The sequence below is a fragment of the Kitasatospora sp. NPDC056783 genome, assembly GCF_042789895.1.
GTDB lineage: Bacteria > Actinomycetota > Actinomycetes > Streptomycetales > Streptomycetaceae > Kitasatospora.
The window spans coordinates 1-21,775 of record NZ_JBHUAF010000114.1 but is presented as its reverse complement, the minus strand read 5'-3'; the positions used below and the strand labels follow the sequence as shown (position 1 = coordinate 21,775).

Here is a 21,775-nt window from a genome sequence, read left to right as displayed (position 1 = left end):
ACGCCCTGACCGGCCGCCGCCTGGGCCGGGGCCGCCTCGCCCGGGGCCGCCTGGGCCGGGGCGGACAGGGCGGCCTGGCCGGCGACGACACCGGCCGCGGCGAGGCCGAGGAAGCGGCGTCGGCCGGTGCCGGGGCGGTTCTGGTTCTCGTTCACTGCCATCGAGGACTCCTTGTGTCCGTCGTGCGGGATCGTGGGGAAGGCGGGAAAGGCGGGAAAGGCGGGAAGAGCGGGAAGGCGGGACACGGCGCATCCCCTCGGGGCGGGTGCCGGACGTCTGCCATGCGTACGCTCTCCCCTGCCGGCCGACTCCCAGGTGAGTGGCGCGCCCGGTCCGGTCCCGGACCGGCGGATGCCACCGGGCACTGGTGCAACTGTGCGGCGCGGGCCGGGACCGGAGCATCCGTCAGATGGCTCAGCAGCCCGGTTCAGTCGAGGGCCGGGCCGGGCACGGTCCTCGGTCACACCCCCGCCCCGGCCGGCCTCCGGCGGGCCGAACCGGCCCGCTTCCGCGGGCTTCGACCGTCAGATGACCGATGCGAAGACCGGCCACCGGGCGAAGGCTGGGAGCCTCGGCCGCCGGACGGCCGCCGGGGCCGGAGCCGCGGGGCCGCGAACCGCCGGCCCGGGCGGCCGGAACCGGCACCACTTCGCCCGTACGGGAGTCACACCATGGACCCGCAGGACCAGCCCTCCGACAGACCGGCCACGGTGGTCATCGACGCCGCCTTCAAGGCCGACGCCCCCGCCCGCTACGCCCGCCTCCGGGAACTCGGCCCGATCCACCCGGCCGAGTTCCAACCCGGTCTGGAGGGCTGGGTGGTGGTCGGGTACGACCTGGCCAGGGAGGCGCTGACCCACCCCGCCCTGCTCAAGGACGCCACCCCCGCCGCCGACGCCCTGGACGCCGCGGGCTTCGTCCTGCACCGCCCGTCCGTCGGCCTCGGCGCGCAGATGATGGAGGCCGACCCGCCCGAGCACACCCGGCTGCGCCGGCTCGCCTCGGCCGCCTTCACCCCGCGTCGCACGGCCGAACTGGCGCCGCGGATCGAGCGGCTCGCCCACGGGCTGATCGACGCGATGCCGCCCGCGGGCGAGCTGGACCTCGTCGAGGCCTTCAACGCCCCGCTGCCCGCCACGGTCATCGCCGAACTCCTGGGCGTCCCGCCGGAACACCACCGGGATTTCCGCCACTGGTCGGCGCAGTCGCTGCGGCCGGCCTCGCCCGAGCACCGCCCGGCGCTGGCCTCCCTGCACGGCCTGCTGGCCGAGTTGGTCGCGGACAAACGCCGGCGGCCCCAGGACGACCTGCTCTCCGCCCTGGTCTCCGTACGCGACCGGGAGGCGGGCCGGCTCTCCGAGGAGGAACTGGTCGGCACCGCCCTGATGCTGGTCGTCGCGGGCCACGAGAGCACGGTGAACCTGCTGGGCAACGCCGAGCTGGCCCTGCTGCGGCACCCGGACCAGCTACGGCTGCTGCGCGAACGGCCGGAGCTGGTGCCGGACGCGGTGGAGGAGTTCCTGCGCCACGACGCCCCCGTGGAACGCTCCACCAACCGCTACGCGGCCGAGGACCTGGAGCTGGGCGGGGTGGCGATCCCCCGGGGCGGCGTCCTCTCGGTCGCCCTCGGCTCGGCCGGGCAGGACGCGCCCCAGGCCGGCCCCGGCGACCCGGCGGCACTCGACGTGAGCCGCCCGGGCGCCCGCCACCTGGCCTTCGGCCACGGCGTCCACTACTGCCTGGGCGCCCCGCTCGCCCGGCTGGAGGCGGCGGTCGCGCTGCGCGTCCTGCTGTCCCGCGTGACGGAGTTGGAGCCCGCCGTCCCGCTCGACTCGCTCGACTGGATCGGCTCCGGGATCATCCGCGGCGTCCTGTCCCTCCCGGTCCGCTACCGCGCCGGCTGATCCTCCTCCGGTGCCGCCCCGGCGGTCCGCCGACTCCGGGCGTTCGATGACCTTTCGCCGGACCGATCGCCAATCCACTCGGTGCGCACGTCGATTGATGTCGCGTCAGGCCAGGAAGCGCCCGGCCCGTCCGCGGCCACTGTAACGCGAGGCATATGCATTTGAAAGTACTTGACTAGTCATGCCTTGTGCATGAAGGTTCCTCTATCGCCTCATGCTCAGCAGCCGTCTCCCTTCAGGCGCGCCCACCCAGCAGCCCTTCCACGTACGAGGTGTGCTCTCCCATGACCACTTCCGACGTTTCGCGCCCCTCCGGATCCCCCACCGGAGGAGGCCCCGCACCGGTCGGCCACGGAATCCGGTACCGCGACGGCGTGTTCGACCCCGGACGCACCGGCCTCCCGACGACGGGCTCCGCCGATGACTGACCGCCCGTTCTTCGTCCTGCTGGGCCCGGACGGCGCTGGCAAGTCCTCGGTCATGTCCGAGGTCGGGGAGAGGCTGCCCGGCTGGCGCACCCTGTCCACCGACGGCGACCTGGTCCGGCCCGAGCACGCCCTGATCGGCCGGCTGCGCCGCGGCGTGGTCGACGACGTCCTGCCGGGCCTGGGGATTTCCTACTCCCCGGAGTTCCTGGCCAGCCTGCTGCAGACCGCCGTGGTCCACCTGCGGGACGAGGTGCGACGGCAGGACCCGGGGACCCCGCTCCTGGTCGACTCCTACTACTACAAGATCCTCGCCAAGTGCCGGCTGGCCGGCGTCCAGGAGAACCCCATGTACTCCTGGTGGCGCTCCTTCACCCAGCCCCGCGCGGTCGTCTACCTGGACGTCTCCCCCGCGTCGGCGTGGCGGCGGCGCGGCGGCGGCACCGGCCTCAACCCGCTGGAGCACACCGGCGAACTGCCCGACTGGGACGGGTTCGAGAGCTATCAGACGAGTCTTCGCAAGCTGATGCTGGAAGAGGTGCGGCACGTGCCGGTGACGATGATCGACGAACAGCCCACCGTCGCACACGCGACGGACGCCGTGCTGGAGGTGCTCGCCCCGTGACACCCGACCAGGGCTGGGCCTCCCCCGGCCACGCCGACCGCTACCGGACCCGGGTGCTGGCCGAGCGCGACAACCTGGGCGCCGCCCTCGCCGACCTGCGGGAGCGGCAACGGCACGTGCTCACCGACCTCCTGGAGTTCAACGCGGGCACGGAGTTCGGACGCGAGCACGGCTTCGGGCGGATCCGCGACCTGGACGACTTCCGCAAGGCCGTCCCGGTCCAGGACTACGCCGCCCACGCGCCGCTGATCGAGCGGACGGCCGCCGGGGAACGCAACCTGCTCTCCGCCGACGATCCCGTCGTCTACTTCACCAGCAGCGGCAGCACCGGCGCGCACAAGAAGATCCCGATCACCCCGCGCTTCATGCGCACGGCCTTCTTCCCCTTCTACTACGCGGCCTGGGCGCCCCTGATCGAGAACTTCCCCGAGGTCGTGCACCGGCCCGACGCGGTGCTCAACCTCAAGCACGACCCGCTCTCCGCTCCCCCCACCACCGCCGACGGGCACCCGCACGTCGGCGCCAGCCAGGTCGACTTCGGGGAGAAGTTCGGCGAGCCCCTCTCGGCCGAACCCGGCACGGCGGCCCCCTGGGCCACCCTTCCGGTGGAGGTCGCGCCCGGCGACCACCTGGAGAAGATGTACCTGCGGCTGCGGCTGGCGGTCCAGAGCGACGTGCGCTGCCTGATCGGCATCAACCCGGCGATGATCGCGGCGGTGCCGTACCAGCTGAACCTCTGGTGGGAGCGGATCGTCCGGGAGGTGCGCGACGGCACCCTGGGCGGTGTGCGGCACGGCCGCCCCGACCCCGGGCGGGCGGCCGAACTGGAGCGGCTCGCCGAGTACTTCGGCACCGTCACCCCCGCCCTGGTGTGGCCCCGGATCCGGGCCCTGTTCGGCTGGACCACCGGGGTCGCCTCGCTCTACCTGCCCGCGCTGCGCGAGGACTTCGGCACCGGGGTCAGCGCGCTGCCCGCGCCGGTGGCGGCCTCCGAAGGACCGGTGGGCGTCCCGCTCGACCGGCACGGCTCGGCCGGCAGCCTGGTGGCGACCGCCTCGGTGTACGAGTTCGTGGACGCCGACGCCGACCTCACCCCCGACGTCGGGACCCTGCTGCCGCACGAACTGGAGCCGGGGCGCGAGTACCACGTCGTCTTCAGCCACGTCGGCGGGCTCTACCGCTACGCCGTCGGCGACGTCGTCCAGGTGGTCGACGTTCCGGACGGCGCGCCCCGGGTGCGGTACGCGGGCCGGGCGGGGCGCTCCGACGCGGTGGGCGAGCGGCTGCGCGAGTCACAGGTGGTCCGCGCGCTGCGGACCGCCCTGGACAGCACCGGCCTGGGACTGCGCAACGTCGCCTGCCGGGTGGAGCCGGCCGACGGAACGGCCCCGCGCTACGTCTTCGCGGTGGCTCCCACCCTCCCCTGGCGGGAGACCGAGAAGGCCCGCTTCACCGCTCTGCTGGACGCGGCCCTGCGGCGGGAGTCGGCGGGCTACCACCTCGCCCGCGCCGAACACCGGCTGGCCCCGCCCGCCCTGCTGCCGCTCGCCCCCGAGGCCTTCCACCGCGACTGGCACACCGCGGTGGGCGCCGGCATCCGCCCCACCCAGGTCAAGGACCGCCTGTTCCGGCAGGACGACCTGCTCTGGCGGCGCCTGACCGGCACCCCCGCCGTCTGAACCGGACCGACCACGAGGAGCAACGACATGACGGACCTGCTGAACCCGGTGGAGCGGACCGCTCTCCTCACCGCCGCCCTGCGCGCCGCGGAGACCCAGCGCCCCGACCGCCTCTACGAGGACCCCCACGCCGCGCTGCTGGCCGGCGACATCGGCCCCGAGCTGCTGGCCGAGGTCCGCACCGCGACCTTCCCGCCCGACCGGCCGCGCTCGCTGCCCAGCACCCCCGACTACAACGCGATCCGGACCCGGTTCTTCGACGACTTCCTGAGCACGGCGGCCGAGGATCCGCGGATGCCCCAGATCGTGCTGGCCCCCTCGGGCATGGACTCGCGCGCCTACCGGATGCCGTGGCCCGACCACATCCGCTACTTCGAGGTCGACCGGGCGGCGGTGCTGAGCTTCAAGGAGGAGCGGCTGGCCGGCATCGCGCCGCGGGTCGCCCACCGGACCGTCGCCGTCGACCTCACCGCGGACGACTGGGAGGACGAACTGGTCGCGGCCGGGTACGACCCGGCACTGCCCTCCACCTGGCTGCTCGAAGGACTGCTGTACTACATCCCCGAGGCGGACACCCGCCGGATGCTGGAGCGCGTGGCCGCGATCGCCGCGCCGGGCAGCCGGATCGCCGCCGACATCGTCAACTCCGCGGCCCTGACCCTGCCGAACATGCGGGAGCTGCTGGACGTCTTCGCGGGCTGGGGCTGCCCCTGGCTGTTCGGCAGCGACGAGCCGGAGGCCCTGTTCGACCAGTACGGCTTCGAGGTCGAGGCGGTCCAGCCCGGCGACGCCGCCGCGGACTACGGCCGCTGGCCCGACCCGGTCCCTCCCCGTGACGTCAAGGACGTGCGCCGGGTCTTCTTCGTCCACGGACGGCGCCGTTGACCGCGCCCGCCGTCATCGTGGGCGGGAGCTTCGCGGGCCTCACCACCGCGCTCGCCCTCGCCGAACGGGGCCGGCCGGTGCGGATCCTGGAACGCTCCGCTCCCCCGCCGGACGGGCCGGCCGGCAAGGCGGCCGCCCTGTGGCACCGGCCCACCGTGCCGCAGGGCGACCACTCCCACGTCCTCACCTCGCTCGGGGTGCGTGTGCTGCGCGAGCGGGCCCCCCGGCTGCTCGACACCGCGCTGGAGGAGGGCGCCCGGCTGCTCGACCTCACGGCGGCGGCGCCCGCGACGGCGCGCCGCGGGCAGGACGGCGACGACGAGCTGGTGGCGCTCGCCGCCCGCCGCCCGTTCCTGGAGCTGCTGCTCCACCGCGCCGTACGGGCGCTGCCGGGCGTGACGATCAGCCACGGCACCTCCGTCCGGGGCCTGCTCCTGGACGCCGGGCGGACCAGGGTGACCGGCGTGGTGACCGACGGCGGCGAACGGGTGCCCGCGGCCTTCGTGGTGGACGCCACCGGACGCCGGGCGCGGTCCCGCGACTGGCTGGCCGACGCCGGGGTAACGGTCCCGGAGGGCCTCAGCTCGCCCACCCGGCTGCGGGCCTTCACCCGGTACTACCGGCTGAACCCGGCGGACGGCGGCGCGCCCCCGGGGCCGCTCAACCGGGGCAACGCGGCCGGCGGCATCTGGGACCACTACGCGGCGGTGGTGCACCCGGCCGACAACGGCGTCTTCGCGATCACCATCGGGGCGCCGACCGCCGATCCCGCCACCGACGCCCTGCGCGAGCCCGCCGCCTTCACCGCCGCCGCCCGGCTCTCCCCGTACGTCGGGGCGTGGACCGACGAACGGGTCTCGACGCCGCTGACACCGGTGCGGGCCATCACCCTGCCGCCCAACCTCCTGCGCGGCGGCGTCCCGGCGGACGGGCGGCCGGTCCTCGGGCTGTTCCCGGTCGGCGACGCGGTCTGCGTCACCGACCCGATCTACGGGCGCGGCATGTCGCTCGCCCTCGCGCACGCCTTCCGGACCGCCGACCTGCTCGACGACGGCGCGGCGACGCAGGCGGACCGGAGCGAGGCCGCGGCCCGGCTCACCGGGACGCTCCTGCGCCCCTGGTTCGACCAGGCCGTCCACGACAGCCTGGCCCGTGACCGGCTCTGGCAGGCGCGGGCCGAGGGGAGCGCCCCGGCCCCGTCGGCGCCCGCCGCCCCCGGCCGTCCCGCGATGGGCGAGGTGGCGGCCGCCGCCGCGACCGACGCCACCGTGTGGCGCGGGCTGACCCGGGTGCTGATGACCTTGAACACCCCCGCCGAGATCCTCGACGACGGCGCCTTCCGCGACCGCGTGCGCGCCGCCACCGCGACCGCCGCGACCGCCACCCCCGCCCCGGCCGCCCTGCGGCCACCGAGCCGCGAGGAACTGCTGCGCGCCGTCACCGCCGGAGGGGAGGCCTGATGACACCGACCAGCCGGGTGCTGATGGCACCGATCACCATCACCCCCTCGAAGCCCCTGATGCCCAGCCACCTCAAGGGCCTGCTCTGGGCGGACGTGATGTTCCGCGCCACGGCGCAGCTGGCCGACGTGACCTTCCGCTTCAGCCACACCACCTACCACCGCACCGAACAGGTCGTCGGCTTCTGGGAGTTCCTCGACCGCACCCTGGGCGACACCGACTACGGCTCGCTGTCGGAGGAGCAGATCGGGGAGCTCTACGTCGCGTACCGGAAGGAGGAGACCCGTCCCGCCGCCGCGGCCCTGCGGCCGTACGCGGAGGCGATCGAGCGGACCGGCTTCGTGCACCCCGCCAGCACCCGGGTGCTGGAACTGTGGTCCGGCCACTACCGGCGGCTCGGCCTGCACGACCCGGGCCTGCTGGCCCACCAGCCGCCGGAGTTCGGCCTCGAAGAGATGATCGAGCACCTGGTCGCCGCCGGGATGGGCCTCGACCACCGGAACCTCGGCGGCCCGGTGTACCTCGACGCCACCCCGTTCGGCCTGCCGCTGCGGCAGATCGTCGACGCCGACGGGCGCCCCAACTACCTCGCCTGCGCGCTGCGCGAACTGCTGCCGCTCGCCCCCCGGTACGACGAGGTCGTGATGCTGTACGACCGCGACCTCGACCCCGACTACCAGCTGCTGGAACGGGTGCTGGCGGACCGGGGGCCTACCGTGCACCGGGTGCCGATCGGCCGCACGCCCATCGAGGGGAGGATCACCTCGGCCCGGCACGGCGGGTGGCACGGCTACACGGTGGACGCCCTCCTGCACGCCGTCGGCGAGGACCACCCGCCCGAGGTCCGCCTGCTCGGGATGCGGCTCTACTTCATCGCCACCCTCGGCCCCGGCCAGCAGCAGTCCTTCCGGCACGACCTGCTGCGCAAGAGCCTGGCCCGGGCCGAGCAGTTGCTGAGCAGGGCGCGGGAGCCCGCGCCGCCGGAGCGGGACGCGCTGCTCGCCGCCCTCACCCCGCACCGCCGCGACCACACCCACGTCGACCCCTACCGGCTCACCTCCTCCCTGCTCCGCCGGGGCCGGACCCCTCCTGACCGCTCCCTCCTGACCACGGTGTTCACATGACGATCTCCCCGGAACTCCTGCTCTCCGTCGCCGCCCACCGGCTCCGCGCGGCCCTGCCGGAACTCTCCGAGCGACTGGACCTGTCCACCCCCCGGTCCCTGCGGGCGGCCAGGGCCGAGATCACCGCGCGGGGCGAGGCCGCGGACGGCGCCGTCGTGGTCGCCGTCATCGGGCGCTTCTCGCTCGCGGACTGGGTGCGCGAGACCTGCCGCTTCGCGCTGCGCGTGCCCGCCGACCGGGCACGGCCCTGGCGGCGGGCCCTCACCCGGACCGTCTTCCTGGCCGGGCGGCCCGAGAACCTGCGCGAACGGTTCGCCTTCGACCACCTCGCCCCCGACGGCTCGGCGGCCTGGGTCGGGCCCGGCACGGACGGGACCACCGCCGCCCTGCGGCGCCTGCTGAAGACCTTCAACGGCACGCGCCCGCTCGCCCCCTGGCCGCCGACCACGGTCGAGGTCCCTGCCGTCGCCACGGCCGGCCCGGACACCGGGGCGCACCGCCCGGGCAAGCGCGACCTGTACGTCGCCACCGCGGGGGTCACCGTCTCCCAGGCCCTCGTCCAGCTCAACCACCTCCTGGTCGAGGCGGCCCTGGACGGGCTGATCGGCCCCGGGGACCTGCTGACCCTGCGTTCGGTGCCGCGCCTGACCGGCATGACCGTCCCCTTCGCCGCCCTGCGCGTCGACGCCGACGCCCACCACCCCCACAAGCTCCAGGCATACGCCGGACTGACCGAGGAAGGCTGACATGTCCGACTCCGCGCCGGCCACCGCGCCCGCCGCCACCCGTCCCATCCGCTTCGGCATCCACGGCTCCCCGCACCTGGCCGAGAGCATCATCGCCGCGGCCGGCACCGACCGCGCGACGATCGAACTCGTCCCGTACGACGTCCGGGAGCCGTTCCGCCCGCTGCGCGAGGGCGCGATGGACCTCATGATCGTCAAGTACGACCTGTACGAGCCGGACATCGCCGCCGGCGCCACCGTCGCCCACGACCCCCGGGCGGTGATCGTCGGAGCCCACCACCCGCTGGCCGGGCGCCCCTCGGTGTCCATCGAGGAGACCACCGCGTACGAGGCCTTCAGCTGCCCCGGCGACTTCCCGCCGTACGTCTGGGACCTGATGGTGCCGCCGCGCACGCCCGCCGGCACACCGATCCGCCGGGTCCACCCGATGACCACGGTGGAGGCGATGGCCGCCGTCCTCGCCGAGACGCGGGCCGTGCACCTGTCGGTCCGGTCGCTCGAAGACATCGTGCCGCCGAACATCAGGGTGGTGCCGATCCACGACCTCCCAGCCGCCCCGGTCACCCTCGCCTGGCTGCGCGGCGCCGAACTCTCCCCGGAGGCCGCCGCCTTCGTCGCCGCCGCCGAGCGGAGCGCGAAGCCGTGACCGGGACCCCGCACCTGCCCGTGGTGCTGCTGCACGCGCTGCCGCTGAGCTCCGCCATGTGGCGGGCCCAGGCGGCGGCGCTGCGCGAGCGCGGACACACCGTCGTCGTACCCGACCAGCGCGGCTTCGGCGCCGAGCCGCTCGGCGACCGGCCGCCCTCGCTCGACACCGTCGCCGACGACCTGGCCGCACGGCTCGACGCCCTGGGCCACGAGACCGTCGCCCTGGTCGGCTGCTCGATGGGCGGCTACGCGGCGATGGCCTTCCTGCGCCGGCACCGCCACCGGGTCGGCGCCCTGGCCCTGCTGGCCACCAGGGCCACCGCCGACACCCCCGACCAGGCCGCCGGTCGCCGGGCCTTCGCCGGCCTCGTCCTCGACGACGACAAGCGGGACCAGCTGGTGGAGCGGTCCTCACCGCTGCTCCTCGGGGCCACCACCAGGGCCGAGCGCCCCGGCACCCTCGCCGAGGTCCTGGCCTGGTCCAGGGCCGCCGACCCGCGCGCCGTGGCCTGGGCCCAGGAGGCCATCGCCGCGCGCCCGGACTCCGTGGAGGTGCTGCGCGCCACCGACGTACCCGCCGTGGTGATCACCGGAGCGGAGGACGAGCTGGTCACCGTCGACGAGGCGGCGCTGACGGCCGCCGCCCTGCCGCGCGGGCGACTGGTCACCGTGCCCGGGGTCGGCCACCTCCAGCCGCTGGAGGCACCGGAGTTGACGACCAGACTGCTCGGCGAGCTACTCGATTCCACCGCGCCGACCGGGGAAGGGGACAGCACATGCTGACCGAGGACCACCGCTCGTGGGGCTACGCCGCGTCGACCGGCCTGGGCTTCACCAACGAGGAGATCGTCGACGCCCACTTCGCGGCGTGCGCGCCTCGGTACCGGGCCGCGCTCGACCAGGCCGGCATCCGCCCCGGCTGGCACGTGCTGGACGCCGGCTGCGGCACCGGCGCCTTCCTGCCGTGGCTGGCCGAGCTGGTCGGCCCGGACGGGAGGATCTCCGCGATCGACCTCGCCGAGGAGAACGCCGCGCTCGCCGCCGGCCGAATGCGCGCCCACGGCACCCGGCCCCTCGTCGACACCCGCCGGGGCGACCTGCTCGCCCTGCCGTACGAGGACGACACCTTCGACGCGGTCTGGTGCGCCAACACCACCCAGTACCTCTCCGAGGAGGAGCTGCCGCAGGCGCTCGCGGAGCTGCGCCGGGTCGTCCGCCCCGGCGGCGTCGTGGCGGTCAAGGACCTCGACGCGACGCTCATCACGGTGCGCCCGGCCGATCCGTTCCTCTTCACCGACTTCTTCCGCCAGGCGGCCCGCACCCCCGGGTACGCCCGGCAGCTGGTGCGCACCCGCGAGCTCTACCGCCACCTCGACCGGGCCGGGCTGGTCTCGGTGCGCCAGCGGACCCTGCTGATCGAACACCACGCGCCGCTGGCGCCGGCCGCGCTGCGCTTCTACGCGCTGGCGTGCGCGCGGATCGCCGGCCAGGCCGTCGCCGCGCACCTCGACGGGGACTGGGAGCCGTTCCTCGACCCGGACGGCGAGCTCAATCCGCTCCGCGACCCGCACGCCTACATCAGCGAGGGCAACACCGTCGCCGTCGGGACCGTGCCGGCCACGGCGACGGGCTGACACGACCGTTGCGGCACCGCGTTCCTGACGGTGCGTCGCGGTCAGCGGGTACCGGGTCCCGAAGGCTTCGAGGCCCGACGCTCCCGGGCCCGACGCTCCCGGGCCCGGGCTCCTACTGCCCCGGCCGGATCCGGGTGAGGAACTTGGAGAGCGACGGGGTCAACGCGGCCATCTCGAAGGCGGTGTGGAGCTCCTGGGTGAAGGTGGCCGAGTAGAGCCCCAGCTCCCGACGGCCGACCTCGGTGAGGCGGATGACGACGAAACGCCGGTCGTGCTCGCTGTTGGTGCGCTTCACCAGCCCGCTGCGCTCCAGGCGGACGGCCACCCGGCTGAGCGTCGACTGGTTGACCCCCATCTCCTCCGCCAGCTCCTGCATCTGCATCACCCGCGGTTCGGACTGCTGGATGGTGCTGAGGGCGATGAAGTCCGTCAGACCGATGCCATGGGAACGCATGAGTCTGCGCTCGAGCAGCTGCGACATGTACGTCGACAGCCGGGACACCTGCCACCAGAGCTCGATGTCACTTTCGCGGTCACTGGACACTGTCGTCACAGCCCAACCTTCCAGTCCCACCCGCCCTCGTTGGCGAGGGAGACTCCATTTCGAAACCGACCCTCGGCGCGGATCATAACACGAACAGGGGATTCATTGTCCGATGCGAATTCTACGTCCGGGGCTCCGCGCCGGTCATTGGATCGCCATACCCACTCCCCAATGCCGGCAGTAGATTTCCCGATGGTCGCGGAAGATATCGGGAAGCCGCGCATCGGCGGTCCCGAAGTAATCCCTGGAAAAGTCTCCGGGGAAATCCTCCTCGAAGCGCACGCCCTCCGCCAGCATGCGTTGCTCGACGCTGCTGGGCAGCGGGGCGTCCATGAACTCGCAGATGCGCCGGACGGTGAGCAGCGGCATCTCCGCCAGCTCCGCGTACGCGATATCCAGCACCCTGGACCCGACCGACGCGTCGTACCACTGCGGACCGGCCAGCGCCCGGCCGAGCCGTCGCGCCCATTCGGCCTTCACCGCCCGCGGATCCACCCGCAGGGACCAGGCCCGGCGACGCTGGGTGCTGAGTTCCGCGATGCCGGCCAGCGACGCCATCGGGTCCCGGTGCACCCTGATGACGCGGGCGTTCGGGTACACCGAGAGCAGGCCGTCGAGTCGCAGCGCGTGGAATTCGCTGACCAGTACCGGCCTTCCGCCGTGGACCCGCTCCAGGATGACCGCCAGCGCGCGGCGGTGGAAGGTGTAGGCGGCGGTCGCGTCCTGCGAATCGAGCCAGTCCGCGTAACGCGGAACCCGGTACTCCACGGGTGCGGACGGGGCGTGGAACGCGTACGAGAGCAGCAGGTGGTCACCGCACGGCGCGCCCGGATCCGGCCGGCGGCCGGCGGCCCCGCCCGGCCGCTCCCACAGCGCGCACTCGAACGGGTCGACGAGCGAGGGGTCACGGCGCCAGGGCGCCCACTCCGTGCTCGGGCGGGCGACCTCCCACAGGGAGGGGATGTTCAGGCCCGGGTGCTGGCTGAGCAACCGCTGGAGCCGACGGAGCCCGGTGCCCGGCAGCCCCACGACGAAGACGGCGTCGTCCCCGTAGAGCTCGGGATCGACCCGGCCGCTCTCGACCAGCCGCCGCACCCTGAGCTGGTTGGCGAGCGAGAGCGCGAGCCGCCGCCGGGCCACCGTCACCCCGACCGGTGTCAGAGCCGCCTCCTCCACCAGCGATTCGGCGAGCTCGCGGAAGGCGGGAACAAAGCGGGGGTCCGGCGCTATCGCGTCGGATTCCTGCTGCCGGGCGACGGCGAGAATGTCGTGCAGCGCAAACGGGGAGTCCGGCCGAAAAACCTGCTTCAGCCTCTCATCGCCTACCCCGCAGACCTGGGCTTGCCCATCGTACCGATCATTCACTTGTATCTCCCGAAATGGGACTCGTTTCAACGGAGCGTAACCCACCGGGAATGATCAGGCATTCCCTCATCACCATGCGGTCGAACAATTGGCTGAAAGACTTCGAGCCCACATTTCGGCCACCTGGTCGAATTCCGGCACCCGGTCACCCGCGCCGCGCCGCCCCCACCGGCGGACACCGCCCGGCCACCCGAGCCCGTCATCGCCACCGCCACCGCCCCGGTCCCCACCCCCGGGCACACCCCCTGGAACACCGCGGCCCGGCCCCTCGGCCACAAAGCGAAAAAGGCCGTTCCCACCTCCCGGTGGAAACGGCCCACGACCCGCGGAAAACGCCGGCCGGAACGACCGGACCGAATCGCGGCACCCTCTCGATCGTGCCCTTGGCCCACCGACCGTTCGATCGGCGCCGGCGCGGACCCGCCGGGAGGCGATCGTCGACCGGTGTCGACGGTCACCACCGGCCGGCCCCGCGCGCCCTTACACCATGCCGGCCCTTCGGGAGGCGTCATCAACCGTTCTCGTGCGGCCGACCACGAGGTCGCACGATCCTGGAAATGCCCGACGGTCCGTCAGAAGGTGTGTCGATGTCGGTACATGTCCGCTACAGCACGGTTGACGCGATCGAAGGGCGCGTCGAGAGTTATTGAAACCGTCCGAACCGCGCCGACAAGGCTCCGGCGACCGACTGCCACGAACTACTCGACGAGGGGGCCCACTTCGACACCGATCGAGCAGGCCCGCGCCTTCCGTCGCACCTTCTTCACCCGGCACGGAACGCCCCACGCCGGAACTCCGGGACCACCCGGCACACTCCACAGGACGTCCACCCCGGACCCCCCGCCCCGCCCACCGGGTCCGGATCGACCCGCCCGGCCGCGACCAGCAGGAACACTGACTCAAAATGATTCTCGAACCCGCCTCCGAATCCCGGCCGCCACCGCTGCTGCCCGGCGCGGTGGCGGCCGGGCAGCAGCGGTCAAGCCGCCCGGTTGTGCCGGACCGCGTAGACGGCGGCCTGGGTCCGATCGGACACGTTGAGCCGGGCGAAGATCGCCTGCATGTGGTTCTTGACGGTCTTCTCCGTGATGCCGAGCGCGCGAGCTATGTGACGGTTCGTCATTCCATCGGTCAGCAGGGAGAGAACCTCCAGCTGGCGCGGCGTCAGGGCGCTGGACGGGGACCTGTCGCCCGCCGGGTCACCGCCTCGATCGGTCGCCGCTCTCCCCTGGGGGGCGCGGGCGGTCCGAGCCTCCACCCGCCGCGGACGCGGGCGCGTCGCCATCGAGTCCTGAGCGATGGGGGTGCCTGCCTGATGGTCGGTCAGAGAGTGTGCGCGGTCGCTCGTTTGCGCAGCCATCCGTGTCTCCTTGCCCCATGGTCGAATGGACAGTCCCTCGCCCGGTCGGCTCCGATGAGAGGCCCCAGGCCCGGTAGTAGCCACGTTCGACTGTACCGAAGATCGAACTCGGGAGAGGGTTGTAGCTGTCAAGATTTTGGCGTCAGGCCGGTCCGAGAATCTTTTTGAGTCAGTGTTCTCGCTGGTCGCGGCTGGGTGGGTTGATCCAGGCCGCAGTGGGCAAGGCGGCGACTGCGGTGTCGCGCGCTCATCCGGTGTCAACGTCCTTGACCGACAGTCGAGTTCATGGCGATCACCGGCGTCCGGGTTCGGCGGCGCCGGCGGCGACGACCGGCCCTCGGCCGTACGGCCGCCGTGCGCGCCGGATCTCCTCGCTCACATCGACTCGGCATTCGAAGAGTGGATTCAGCCTCACGCGATCTTGGCGGAAAAGGCCTTCCTCAGTGGCGCGAAGCTTCGCGAATCCGTGATCACTGACGCGGATTCACCCGATTCCGGGCTTTCACCGCGGGCGCCTACCCCGCCGGAGTCCATTTAAACGACTCACCGTCAGATACCTTGACCACCTTGCCTTCTGCCGCCTCCCGCAGCGCCGGTCCGGAGCCCGTTCCAGGGGCGTCGAAGCAGAGCGACAGCCCGCGATGGGTCTTAAGTCCTATGTACGGCCGACTTGGCGATCTGACAACCTGCCCGTGGTTGCAGTCCACCACCATGGAGGGCTGCGGAGTCGTGAACGGCCCGCCGGTGCCTGGGACTTGCTTTCCCGCACCGGCGCATGTGGCCAGACGCACGTTGGGGGCCGGATGTGCACCGCGCAGCCGGAGTACGGCGATGCCGCCGCGCACACGGCCCAGGTGGTCGTCGGAACCGCCCAGAAACTACAGCGAAAGAGGGAGCAGTGACGACCGAACTGCAACGGCTGGTGGACGACCCGATCGTCATCGACGATCTAGAGCACCTCTCGTTCCGGGTGGATCGCCGCGCCTACACCGACGACGACGTGGCCGCGCAGGAGATGGCCAAGATCTTCGATCGCTGCTGGCTGTACCTCGGGCACGAGTCGGAGGTGCCCGAGCCGGGGTCCTTCGTGTCCCGCGACGTCGGCGGGCGCCCGGTGGTCATGTCGCGCGGGAACGACGGCGTGATCCGGGTCTTCGCCAACAGCTGCACCCACCGCGGGGCTCTGATCTGCTCGCAGCCGGCCGGGCAGACCAAGTCGTTCCGGTGCCCCTACCACGACTGGACGTTCTCCAACCAGGGCGAACTGACCGGGGTCCCGATTCCGGACGGGTACGGGCCGAACTTCCGCAAGGCCGACTTCGGCCTGGCGGAGCACCACAGTGACAGCTACCGCGGCTTCGTCTTCGTCACCTTCGACCCGGAGCAGCCGCGCACCCTGGTCGAGTACCTGGCGGGAGCCACGGAGTACCTCGACATGATCGCCGACCAGTCCGAGGTCGGGATGGAGGTGATCCAAGGCGCGCAGCTCCACGGGGCCCAGGCCAACTGGAAGCTCATGATGGAGAACAGCGTCGACATCTACCACTTCCGGGCCCTGCACAAGCGCTACGTCAGCTACATGCAGTCGCTCGGGTCGCAGCCGCCGCGCCGCCGGGGTGGCTTCGGCCGCGGCCTCGGCCTCGGTCATGGAGCCAACGAGCTGCCGCCGGCCGCCGCCCGCCCGCTCGCCCACTGGACGCCGATGTTCCCGCCCGAGGTCCGGCCGCGCATCGAGGCGACCGCCGCGCGCTTCGTCGAGCGGTTCGGCGCCGAGCACGCCGAGCGGATCACCGGCACCAACCGCGCGTTGCTGATCTTCCCCAACCTGCTGATCATCGACGCGATCGCGATCACGATCCGCAAGATCGACCCGATCGGCGCCGACCGGATGTCCATCACCTCGGTCGCGCTGGCTCCCAAGGAGGAGGATCCGGAGATCCGGGAACTCCGCAAGAGTCACTACCTGACGTTCCTCGGCCCCGCCGGCTTCGCCACTCCCGACGACATCGAGATCGTCGAGTCGTGCCAGCGCGGGTACAGCAACCGCACGGTGCGCTACTCGGATCTGTCACGCGGTATGAACAAGGAGATCCCCGAGACGACCGACGAGCTTCCCGCCCGCGAGTTCTGGCGGCAGTGGGACCGGCTGATGCACGACGACGACGGTCACTTCGAGGTCGCTCACCAGGCCGAGCTGCAAGGGGCGGACAACCTGTGACCAGCGAGATGATCATCGACGACACGGCCCAGCTGAGGCTGTGGCACCGGGTGAGCCAGTTCCTCTTCCGCGAGGCCCGGCTGCTCGACGAGTGGCGTCTGGTCGAGTGGTACGACGAGATGCTGACCGAGGACATCCGCTACGTGGTGCCGGCCACCGACGTCCGCGGCGAGTCGGCCGACGCGCTCGGGCTCATCGACGACAACCCCGCCCGGCTCCGCCAGCGGATCGAGCAGATCCTCAACGGCGAGGTCTGGTGCGAGGACCCCCGGTCGCGAACGAACCGCGTGATCAGCAACGTGGAGATCCTGGCTGATCAGGGCAGCTACCTCGAGGTGGCGGCGAACGTCGTGGCGTACCGCTTCGGGCACGGGCGCTCCGACGCCTACGTCGGGAAGTACCGGTTCGAACTCGTCCCCGACGGCGAGTCGTTCCGGATCCGGAAGCGGGTCGTGGTGCTCGACCACGAGACCTTGTACGAGCACGGAAAGCTCAGCATCGTCCTCTGACGGGCCGATGACAGCGGCCGGCCCTGGCGGCGGCTTCCCAACCGTCGCCGCCGGGGCCGAGCCGTGTCTCCCCCCACGAAGTCCACGTCTACGAAGGAGTTGATCGATGAGTCAGCCGTCTGCCCGGCGCGAACGGGGCGAAGCCATCTTCAAGGAGGTCTTCGGCCGCGAGCCGCGCCCGGGTTCCTACCCGGAGTTCCTGCAGCTCACCGTGGACCACCTGTTCGGTGAGATCTGGGCCCGCCCGCACCTGAGCGTCGAGGAGCGCGAGCTGGTCGCACTGACCGCGGTCGCGCTGGCGCGGACCGACTGGGAGCTGCGGGGCCACATCGGTGCCGCCCTGAACCTCGGGATGTCGCGGGAGAAGGTCATCGAGGTCATCATCCAGCTCGCGTACTACGGCGGCTGGCCGGTCGCCAACAACGGGCTGCGCGTCGCCCAGGAGGTCTTCGCCGAGCTGGACGAGGCCGCCGGGAAGGACGCGGACCATGACCAGTGAAACGGCTCCGCTCGCCCCGGAGGAGAAGGTCGACCTGTGGCGCCAGCGGTACTTCGAGGCCCAGGCGGCCGCGGAGGAGTTCGTCCTGGGAGAGCACGGCGAAGAAGGCCTGGCCGGGTGGATCGACGCGAACTCCCGCATCACCGCGGAACTGCTGCGCGCCCAACGGCCCGACGGGGTCTCGGCCACCGATCACTTCATGACCCGGCTCCAGCGTCAGCTGATGCTGTACGACTCGGTCGTGTCCACCGAGCCGGAACCCTCGGGCACCGTCCTGCGCAACGTCGACTGCGGGATCCTCCGGTACCGCAAGGAGGCCGCCCGCGCCGGCGTCGTCCTGACGTTCAAGTCACCGTGCGGGTACTGCCAGAACCTCAACACGGCCATCGCCGACCGCTACGTGGAACCGGACGTCAAGGTCTCGTGCGAACTGGCGGGCGACGGGTGCACCTGGCACGCGGAGCGTCCTCACGCTCCGGAGGAGGAAGCGGCCGGGTGACCGCACCGCTGACGAGCCGCTGAGCGAACCGGCGGCAGTATGGCTTCCCGCCAGTCGGCCCAGGACGGCGTTTGGCGGTGCCACCTACCCGGAGATTCTTTCGCGACCTTGCCGGAGCCCCGGCCCAAACGTCTTCCGGCACTTCCCGTGCCCGCCTACCGGAGTGATCAGACATGCCTTTGTCGATGGCCGACAAGATGATCCGCCTGAACCTGATGACTTTCCCGCACCCCCTTGATCTGACGCAGTTCTACCCGGCCCTCTCGACGTACAGCGTCGAGCGGCCTTTTTCGCTCGATGATTTCCGGGACGCGGTCGGCCACTTCCTCGACGGGAACCCGATCTTCCCGAAGTGCCACCTGATCGAGCGGGAGTTCGAAAGCCCGGAGGAGTTCCCGGTCTCGTCCTTCCAGGCGCTCCTGCTCGACGAGTACCCCAATTTCTACGACGGCTTCCTGCTGATGTCCGTCACGTACAGGTCGGACCCCAAGATCCAGGGGATCTTCACGGCCTTCCCCCTGTCGATGCAGGACGGCTACCGGTGCTACCGCGTCCATCAGGCGCTGATGGGCACCATGAAGACGGGCAAGGACCAGTTCCGCAACGCCGAGGCGATAGCGGAGCTCCAGCTTCAGACCGCCGACCTGGACCGGTACCTCCCCGTGCGGAAGCCGACCGTCGACGAGCACGAAGCGATCAGCATGATGCCCTGGGAGCTCCGGGAGACCGTCGAGCCGGCCGTGAAGATCGGCCCGTACCTCGAAGTGGTCAAGGCGGAATTCATCAAGAGGTCCAGCGAGAACCTGCTCGTGATGAAGAACGCCACGTACGGCTCGGACCTCCTCTTCGGAAACCACCTCATGTTCCTGTTCGTCCCGCGCGAGGTGGTCGTCCGGGGCAGCGGCAACGAGATCCGCGACTACTACAACGCGCAGGCGGTCGAGAACCAGAAGCGCGTCGCGCAGCTGGAGACGTTCGAGGAGATCGCGGCGGCCGGCCGGGCCGTGCTGCCGGGGATCGGCTCGCACCCCCGCCGGTTCGGCGTCAACAACTACGGCGACATCTCGCGGTACGACGGGTCCGACGTCGATCCGGCACGCGGAACCCTGGTGAGGTACCAGTGGCACATGCCGTACGTCGTCTCGCGCGGAGCGGCCTCCGAAGGGTCCGGAATGCACATGACCGTCACCCTCAACGGCAAGGCGCTCTACTTCCTGACGGAGACGCGGTAGGGAACCGGATCGCGTTCGACGGGTAAGCATTCACTTCTCGAGTGGTCGTGGCCGCCCCGGAGTGCGGCCACGGGCACGTCGTCGGCCGGCCGGTCCTGGGCGGCGCGGTCTCGACCGGTGTTGAGCGGACAAGGGGAAGGTCCCTCCAGATGAAGATCGTTGCGTTGTCATGTACGCAGAAACGCGTCCCGTCGGTGACGGACGCGTTGCTCGAGGCGGCGATCACCGGCCTCGTCCAGGAGGTCGGTGACGCGGAGGTCCAGCGGATCCGGTTGATCGACTATCGCATCGCGATGTGCGAGGGCGAGGACACCTGCCTCGATCCCGCGGTGGGCCGGTGCCCGATCGACGACGACTTCGAGCGGGTCGTCGAGATGGCCGAGGGCGCGGAGGCCATGCTCCTCGCCATGCCGGTGCACGGAGGGAACGTGCCCGCGGTGTTGAAGATCTTCCAGGAGCGCTTGAAGAGCTTCATGAACGCCCCGAGCCGCCCCTTCGGCAACCTGCAGGTGGCGACGATCGTGCATTCGCGCACGATGCTGACGGAGCCCGCGCTGGGAGCGCTGTTCCCGTGGTACCTGCGCCTGAAGAACCGGAACGTGGCTTCGGCGTGCGTCAGCCAGAACGATCACCAGGACCTGACCCGCACCGCGGCCCACGACCTGTGCGTGGCCGTGGGCCGCCAACTCGGCATGACCCTCGACCTCGGCCGGTCTCCGGCCCCCAGTCGCACGGTGCTGCCGCTGCTCCAGTCGCCGCCCCGCCCGCGGTGCGGCGAAGCGGTCCCGTCCTTCCCTCAGGCGTGAGCGGATTCCGCGCGCCGGGGGCGGCCGCCGCCCGCCCGTTCGCACGACCCCGTGACGTCCGGTCCGGTTCCACTCCGAACCGGTGCTCAGTCAGGACGGTATGGCCATTCCGATCGATCTAGCGCGCGACCTTCTATCCACCTGAGTAGCTGTCCGCCTTCGCCTTCCGGAACCGGTGAGGTGCCGGCCGGTCAGCGGTGGAATGTCTGCAACTTTGGAGCGACGAGCTTCCGATGCGGGGATAAAATTCGTGACTACGCCTCTCACTCTCACACCGTTGGTCGAAAACGACTTCAGTTCGGATCCGGAGCGCGAGGGTCAATGGCTTCGCACTCTGCCGGCCCAGCAGCAACCGAGATGGAAGGACGACCGCCTGGCCGAACGGGTCAGCGGCGAACTCGGCGACTTACCCGGCCTGGTGACCTGGGACGAGGTGCGCCATCTCCGGCTGCTCCTCGCCGAGGTCGCGGCCGGCGGACTACAGGTCCTGCAGGCGGGCGACTGCGCCGAGGACCCCGCGGACTGCGTTCCCGAGGTGCTCAGCCGCAAGGCCGGCATGCTCGACGCGCTGGCCGGGGCGATGCAAGCCCGGACCGGCCTGTCCGTGGTCCGGGTGGGCCGGATCGCGGGTCAGTTCGCCAAGCCCCGCTCCGCCGACCTGGAGCGGCACGGAGAGATCGAACTGCCGGTGTTCCGCGGCCACTTGGTCAACGACCCGCAGCCCGATCCGCAGCTGCGCCGGCCTGATCCGGCGCGCCTGCTCACCGGCTACCGAGCCGCTCACGCCGGAACGGAGTTCCTGCGCCGGCTCGGCGGCGCCTGGGGTCTGCCGACCGTGGCGCCCGTGTGGACGAGCCACGAAGCCCTCGTGCTGGACTACGAGCTGCCCTTGCTGCGTCGTGGCCCGCGGGGCTTGCTGCTGTCCTCGACGCACTGGCCGTGGATCGGGGACCGCACCCGCCAACTGGACGGTGCGCACGTGCAGATGCTGGCCCGGGTCCAGAATCCGGTGGCCTGCAAGGTCGGTCCGACGATGACACCCGCCGAACTGATCCAGATCTGTTCGGTCCTGGACCCGGACCGTACGCCCGGCCGGCTGACGCTCATCTCCCGGATGGGCGCGGACCGGGTCGAGGAGTGGCTGCCGCCGTTGATGGCCGCCGTCCGCGACGCGGGGCATCCGGTCATCTGGCTGTGCGATCCGATGCACGGCAACACCCAGCGCGGCCCCCTGGGCCGCAAGACCCGCCTGCTGACCACCGTCACGCTCGAAGTGGAGCTCTTCCAGGAGGCCGCCGCCGCGGAGCGGGTGGTGGCGGGAGGGCTGCACCTGGAAGCCACACCGGAGGACGTCGGCGAGTGCGTGGCCGACGAGTCACGTCTCGACGACCTCCTCGACCCACTGTGCTACACCACACTCTGCGACCCGCGGCTCAACATCGACCAGGCCGTGGCAGTCGTGTCGACCTGGGGCCGTTGAGCGGCGCCACGGGCGAGTACCCCGCCCTGCCCCTTCCCCTCCTCACCCGGCGCCCGGACCGGGAGACACCTCCGCCCGGGCGATGAGCGGCACGTGAGCGGGGCGGTGGCACGGCAACACAGCGGCGGATCCC

General features: G+C 71.8%; 20 protein-coding genes. 17 read left to right on the top strand and 3 right to left on the bottom strand.

Annotation, left to right across the window (positions count from 1 at the left end):
• Nucleotides 1-671 precede the first annotated feature (671 nt).
• From ACFRMQ_RS18450 to ACFRMQ_RS18405, 10 genes are all read left to right on the top strand, one after another.
• Nucleotides 672-1,904 carry a cytochrome P450 gene (locus ACFRMQ_RS18450; RefSeq protein WP_380731521.1) on the top strand — a complete coding sequence of 411 codons (1,233 nt, stop codon included), beginning with the start codon at nt 672-674 and terminating at the stop codon, nt 1,902-1,904.
• A gap of 420 nt (nt 1,905-2,324) precedes the next feature.
• Nucleotides 2,325-2,954 (top strand): hypothetical protein, encoded by a 630-nt coding sequence (locus ACFRMQ_RS18445; RefSeq protein WP_380731520.1) that lies wholly within the window; start codon nt 2,325-2,327, stop codon nt 2,952-2,954.
• Nucleotides 2,951-4,633 (top strand): GH3 auxin-responsive promoter family protein, encoded by a 1,683-nt coding sequence (locus ACFRMQ_RS18440; protein ID WP_380731519.1) that lies wholly within the window; start codon nt 2,951-2,953, stop codon nt 4,631-4,633. Before ACFRMQ_RS18445 ends, ACFRMQ_RS18440 begins: the two co-directional genes overlap by 4 nt.
• Before the next feature lie 27 nt (nt 4,634-4,660).
• On the top strand, nt 4,661-5,518 hold the full coding sequence (locus ACFRMQ_RS18435) for a class I SAM-dependent methyltransferase (protein ID WP_380731518.1): 858 nt from the start codon (nt 4,661-4,663) through the stop codon (nt 5,516-5,518).
• The gene (locus ACFRMQ_RS18430; protein ID WP_380731517.1) at nt 5,515-6,978 is read left to right on the top strand and encodes an FAD-dependent oxidoreductase; all 1,464 of its coding nucleotides are present in this window, start codon (nt 5,515-5,517) and stop codon (nt 6,976-6,978) included. The genes ACFRMQ_RS18435 and ACFRMQ_RS18430 overlap by 4 nt, the downstream gene beginning before the upstream one ends.
• Entirely contained in the window at nt 6,978-8,102 is a 1,125-nt protein-coding gene (locus tag ACFRMQ_RS18425; RefSeq protein WP_380731516.1) for a hypothetical protein, read from the top strand. Before ACFRMQ_RS18430 ends, ACFRMQ_RS18425 begins: the two co-directional genes overlap by 1 nt.
• Nucleotides 8,099-8,848, top strand: a complete 750-nt coding sequence (locus ACFRMQ_RS18420) for a DUF6182 family protein (RefSeq protein WP_380731515.1) — start codon at nt 8,099-8,101, stop codon at nt 8,846-8,848. Before ACFRMQ_RS18425 ends, ACFRMQ_RS18420 begins: the two co-directional genes overlap by 4 nt.
• A gap of 1 nt (nt 8,849) precedes the next feature.
• Complete coding sequence (locus ACFRMQ_RS18415; protein ID WP_380731514.1) at nt 8,850-9,494, top strand: LysR family transcriptional regulator substrate-binding protein; 645 nt, start codon at nt 8,850-8,852, stop codon at nt 9,492-9,494.
• Complete coding sequence (locus tag ACFRMQ_RS18410) at nt 9,491-10,279, top strand: alpha/beta fold hydrolase (protein ID WP_380731513.1); 789 nt, start codon at nt 9,491-9,493, stop codon at nt 10,277-10,279. The genes ACFRMQ_RS18415 and ACFRMQ_RS18410 overlap by 4 nt, the downstream gene beginning before the upstream one ends.
• Nucleotides 10,273-11,130 carry a class I SAM-dependent methyltransferase gene (locus tag ACFRMQ_RS18405; protein WP_380731512.1) on the top strand — a complete coding sequence of 286 codons (858 nt, stop codon included), beginning with the start codon at nt 10,273-10,275 and terminating at the stop codon, nt 11,128-11,130. The genes ACFRMQ_RS18410 and ACFRMQ_RS18405 overlap by 7 nt, the downstream gene beginning before the upstream one ends.
• Nucleotides 11,131-11,242: 112 nt before the next feature.
• Here ACFRMQ_RS18405 and ACFRMQ_RS18400 read toward each other — a convergent pair whose 3' ends face one another.
• The 3 genes from ACFRMQ_RS18400 to ACFRMQ_RS18390 form a co-directional block, all read right to left on the bottom strand.
• A complete protein-coding gene (locus tag ACFRMQ_RS18400; RefSeq protein WP_380731511.1) occupies nt 11,243-11,683 on the bottom strand; it encodes a MarR family winged helix-turn-helix transcriptional regulator in 441 nt (146 codons plus the stop codon).
• A 135-nt stretch (nt 11,684-11,818) separates the two neighbouring features.
• On the bottom strand, nt 11,819-13,039 hold the full coding sequence (locus ACFRMQ_RS18395; protein WP_380731510.1) for a sulfotransferase family protein: 1,221 nt from the start codon (nt 13,037-13,039) through the stop codon (nt 11,819-11,821).
• Nucleotides 13,040-14,018: 979 nt separating this feature from the next.
• On the bottom strand, nt 14,019-14,324 hold the full coding sequence (locus tag ACFRMQ_RS18390) for a response regulator transcription factor (RefSeq protein ID WP_380731522.1): 306 nt from the start codon (nt 14,322-14,324) through the stop codon (nt 14,019-14,021).
• A 973-nt stretch (nt 14,325-15,297) separates the two neighbouring features.
• Here ACFRMQ_RS18390 and ACFRMQ_RS18385 point away from each other — a divergent pair.
• From ACFRMQ_RS18385 to ACFRMQ_RS18355, 7 genes are all read left to right on the top strand, one after another.
• Complete coding sequence (locus ACFRMQ_RS18385; protein ID WP_380731509.1) at nt 15,298-16,617, top strand: aromatic ring-hydroxylating dioxygenase subunit alpha; 1,320 nt, start codon at nt 15,298-15,300, stop codon at nt 16,615-16,617.
• Nucleotides 16,614-17,126 (top strand): aromatic-ring-hydroxylating dioxygenase subunit beta, encoded by a 513-nt coding sequence (locus tag ACFRMQ_RS18380; RefSeq protein ID WP_380731508.1) that lies wholly within the window; start codon nt 16,614-16,616, stop codon nt 17,124-17,126. The genes ACFRMQ_RS18385 and ACFRMQ_RS18380 overlap by 4 nt, the downstream gene beginning before the upstream one ends.
• Nucleotides 17,127-17,232: 106 nt before the next feature.
• Complete coding sequence (locus tag ACFRMQ_RS18375; protein WP_380731507.1) at nt 17,233-17,625, top strand: carboxymuconolactone decarboxylase family protein; 393 nt, start codon at nt 17,233-17,235, stop codon at nt 17,623-17,625.
• Nucleotides 17,615-18,124: a hypothetical protein gene (locus tag ACFRMQ_RS18370; protein ID WP_380731506.1), complete on the top strand. Its 510-nt coding sequence runs from the start codon at nt 17,615-17,617 to the stop codon at nt 18,122-18,124. Before ACFRMQ_RS18375 ends, ACFRMQ_RS18370 begins: the two co-directional genes overlap by 11 nt.
• Nucleotides 18,125-18,309: 185 nt before the next feature.
• On the top strand, nt 18,310-19,356 hold the full coding sequence (locus tag ACFRMQ_RS18365) for a hypothetical protein (RefSeq protein WP_380731505.1): 1,047 nt from the start codon (nt 18,310-18,312) through the stop codon (nt 19,354-19,356).
• A gap of 149 nt (nt 19,357-19,505) precedes the next feature.
• Nucleotides 19,506-20,162, top strand: coding sequence for a flavodoxin family protein (locus ACFRMQ_RS18360; RefSeq protein WP_380731504.1), 657 nt, complete (start codon nt 19,506-19,508; stop codon nt 20,160-20,162).
• 277 nt (nt 20,163-20,439) lie between these two features.
• A complete protein-coding gene (locus ACFRMQ_RS18355) occupies nt 20,440-21,642 on the top strand; it encodes a 3-deoxy-7-phosphoheptulonate synthase (RefSeq protein ID WP_380731503.1) in 1,203 nt (400 codons plus the stop codon).
• The last annotated feature ends 133 nt before the right edge of the window (nt 21,643-21,775 follow it).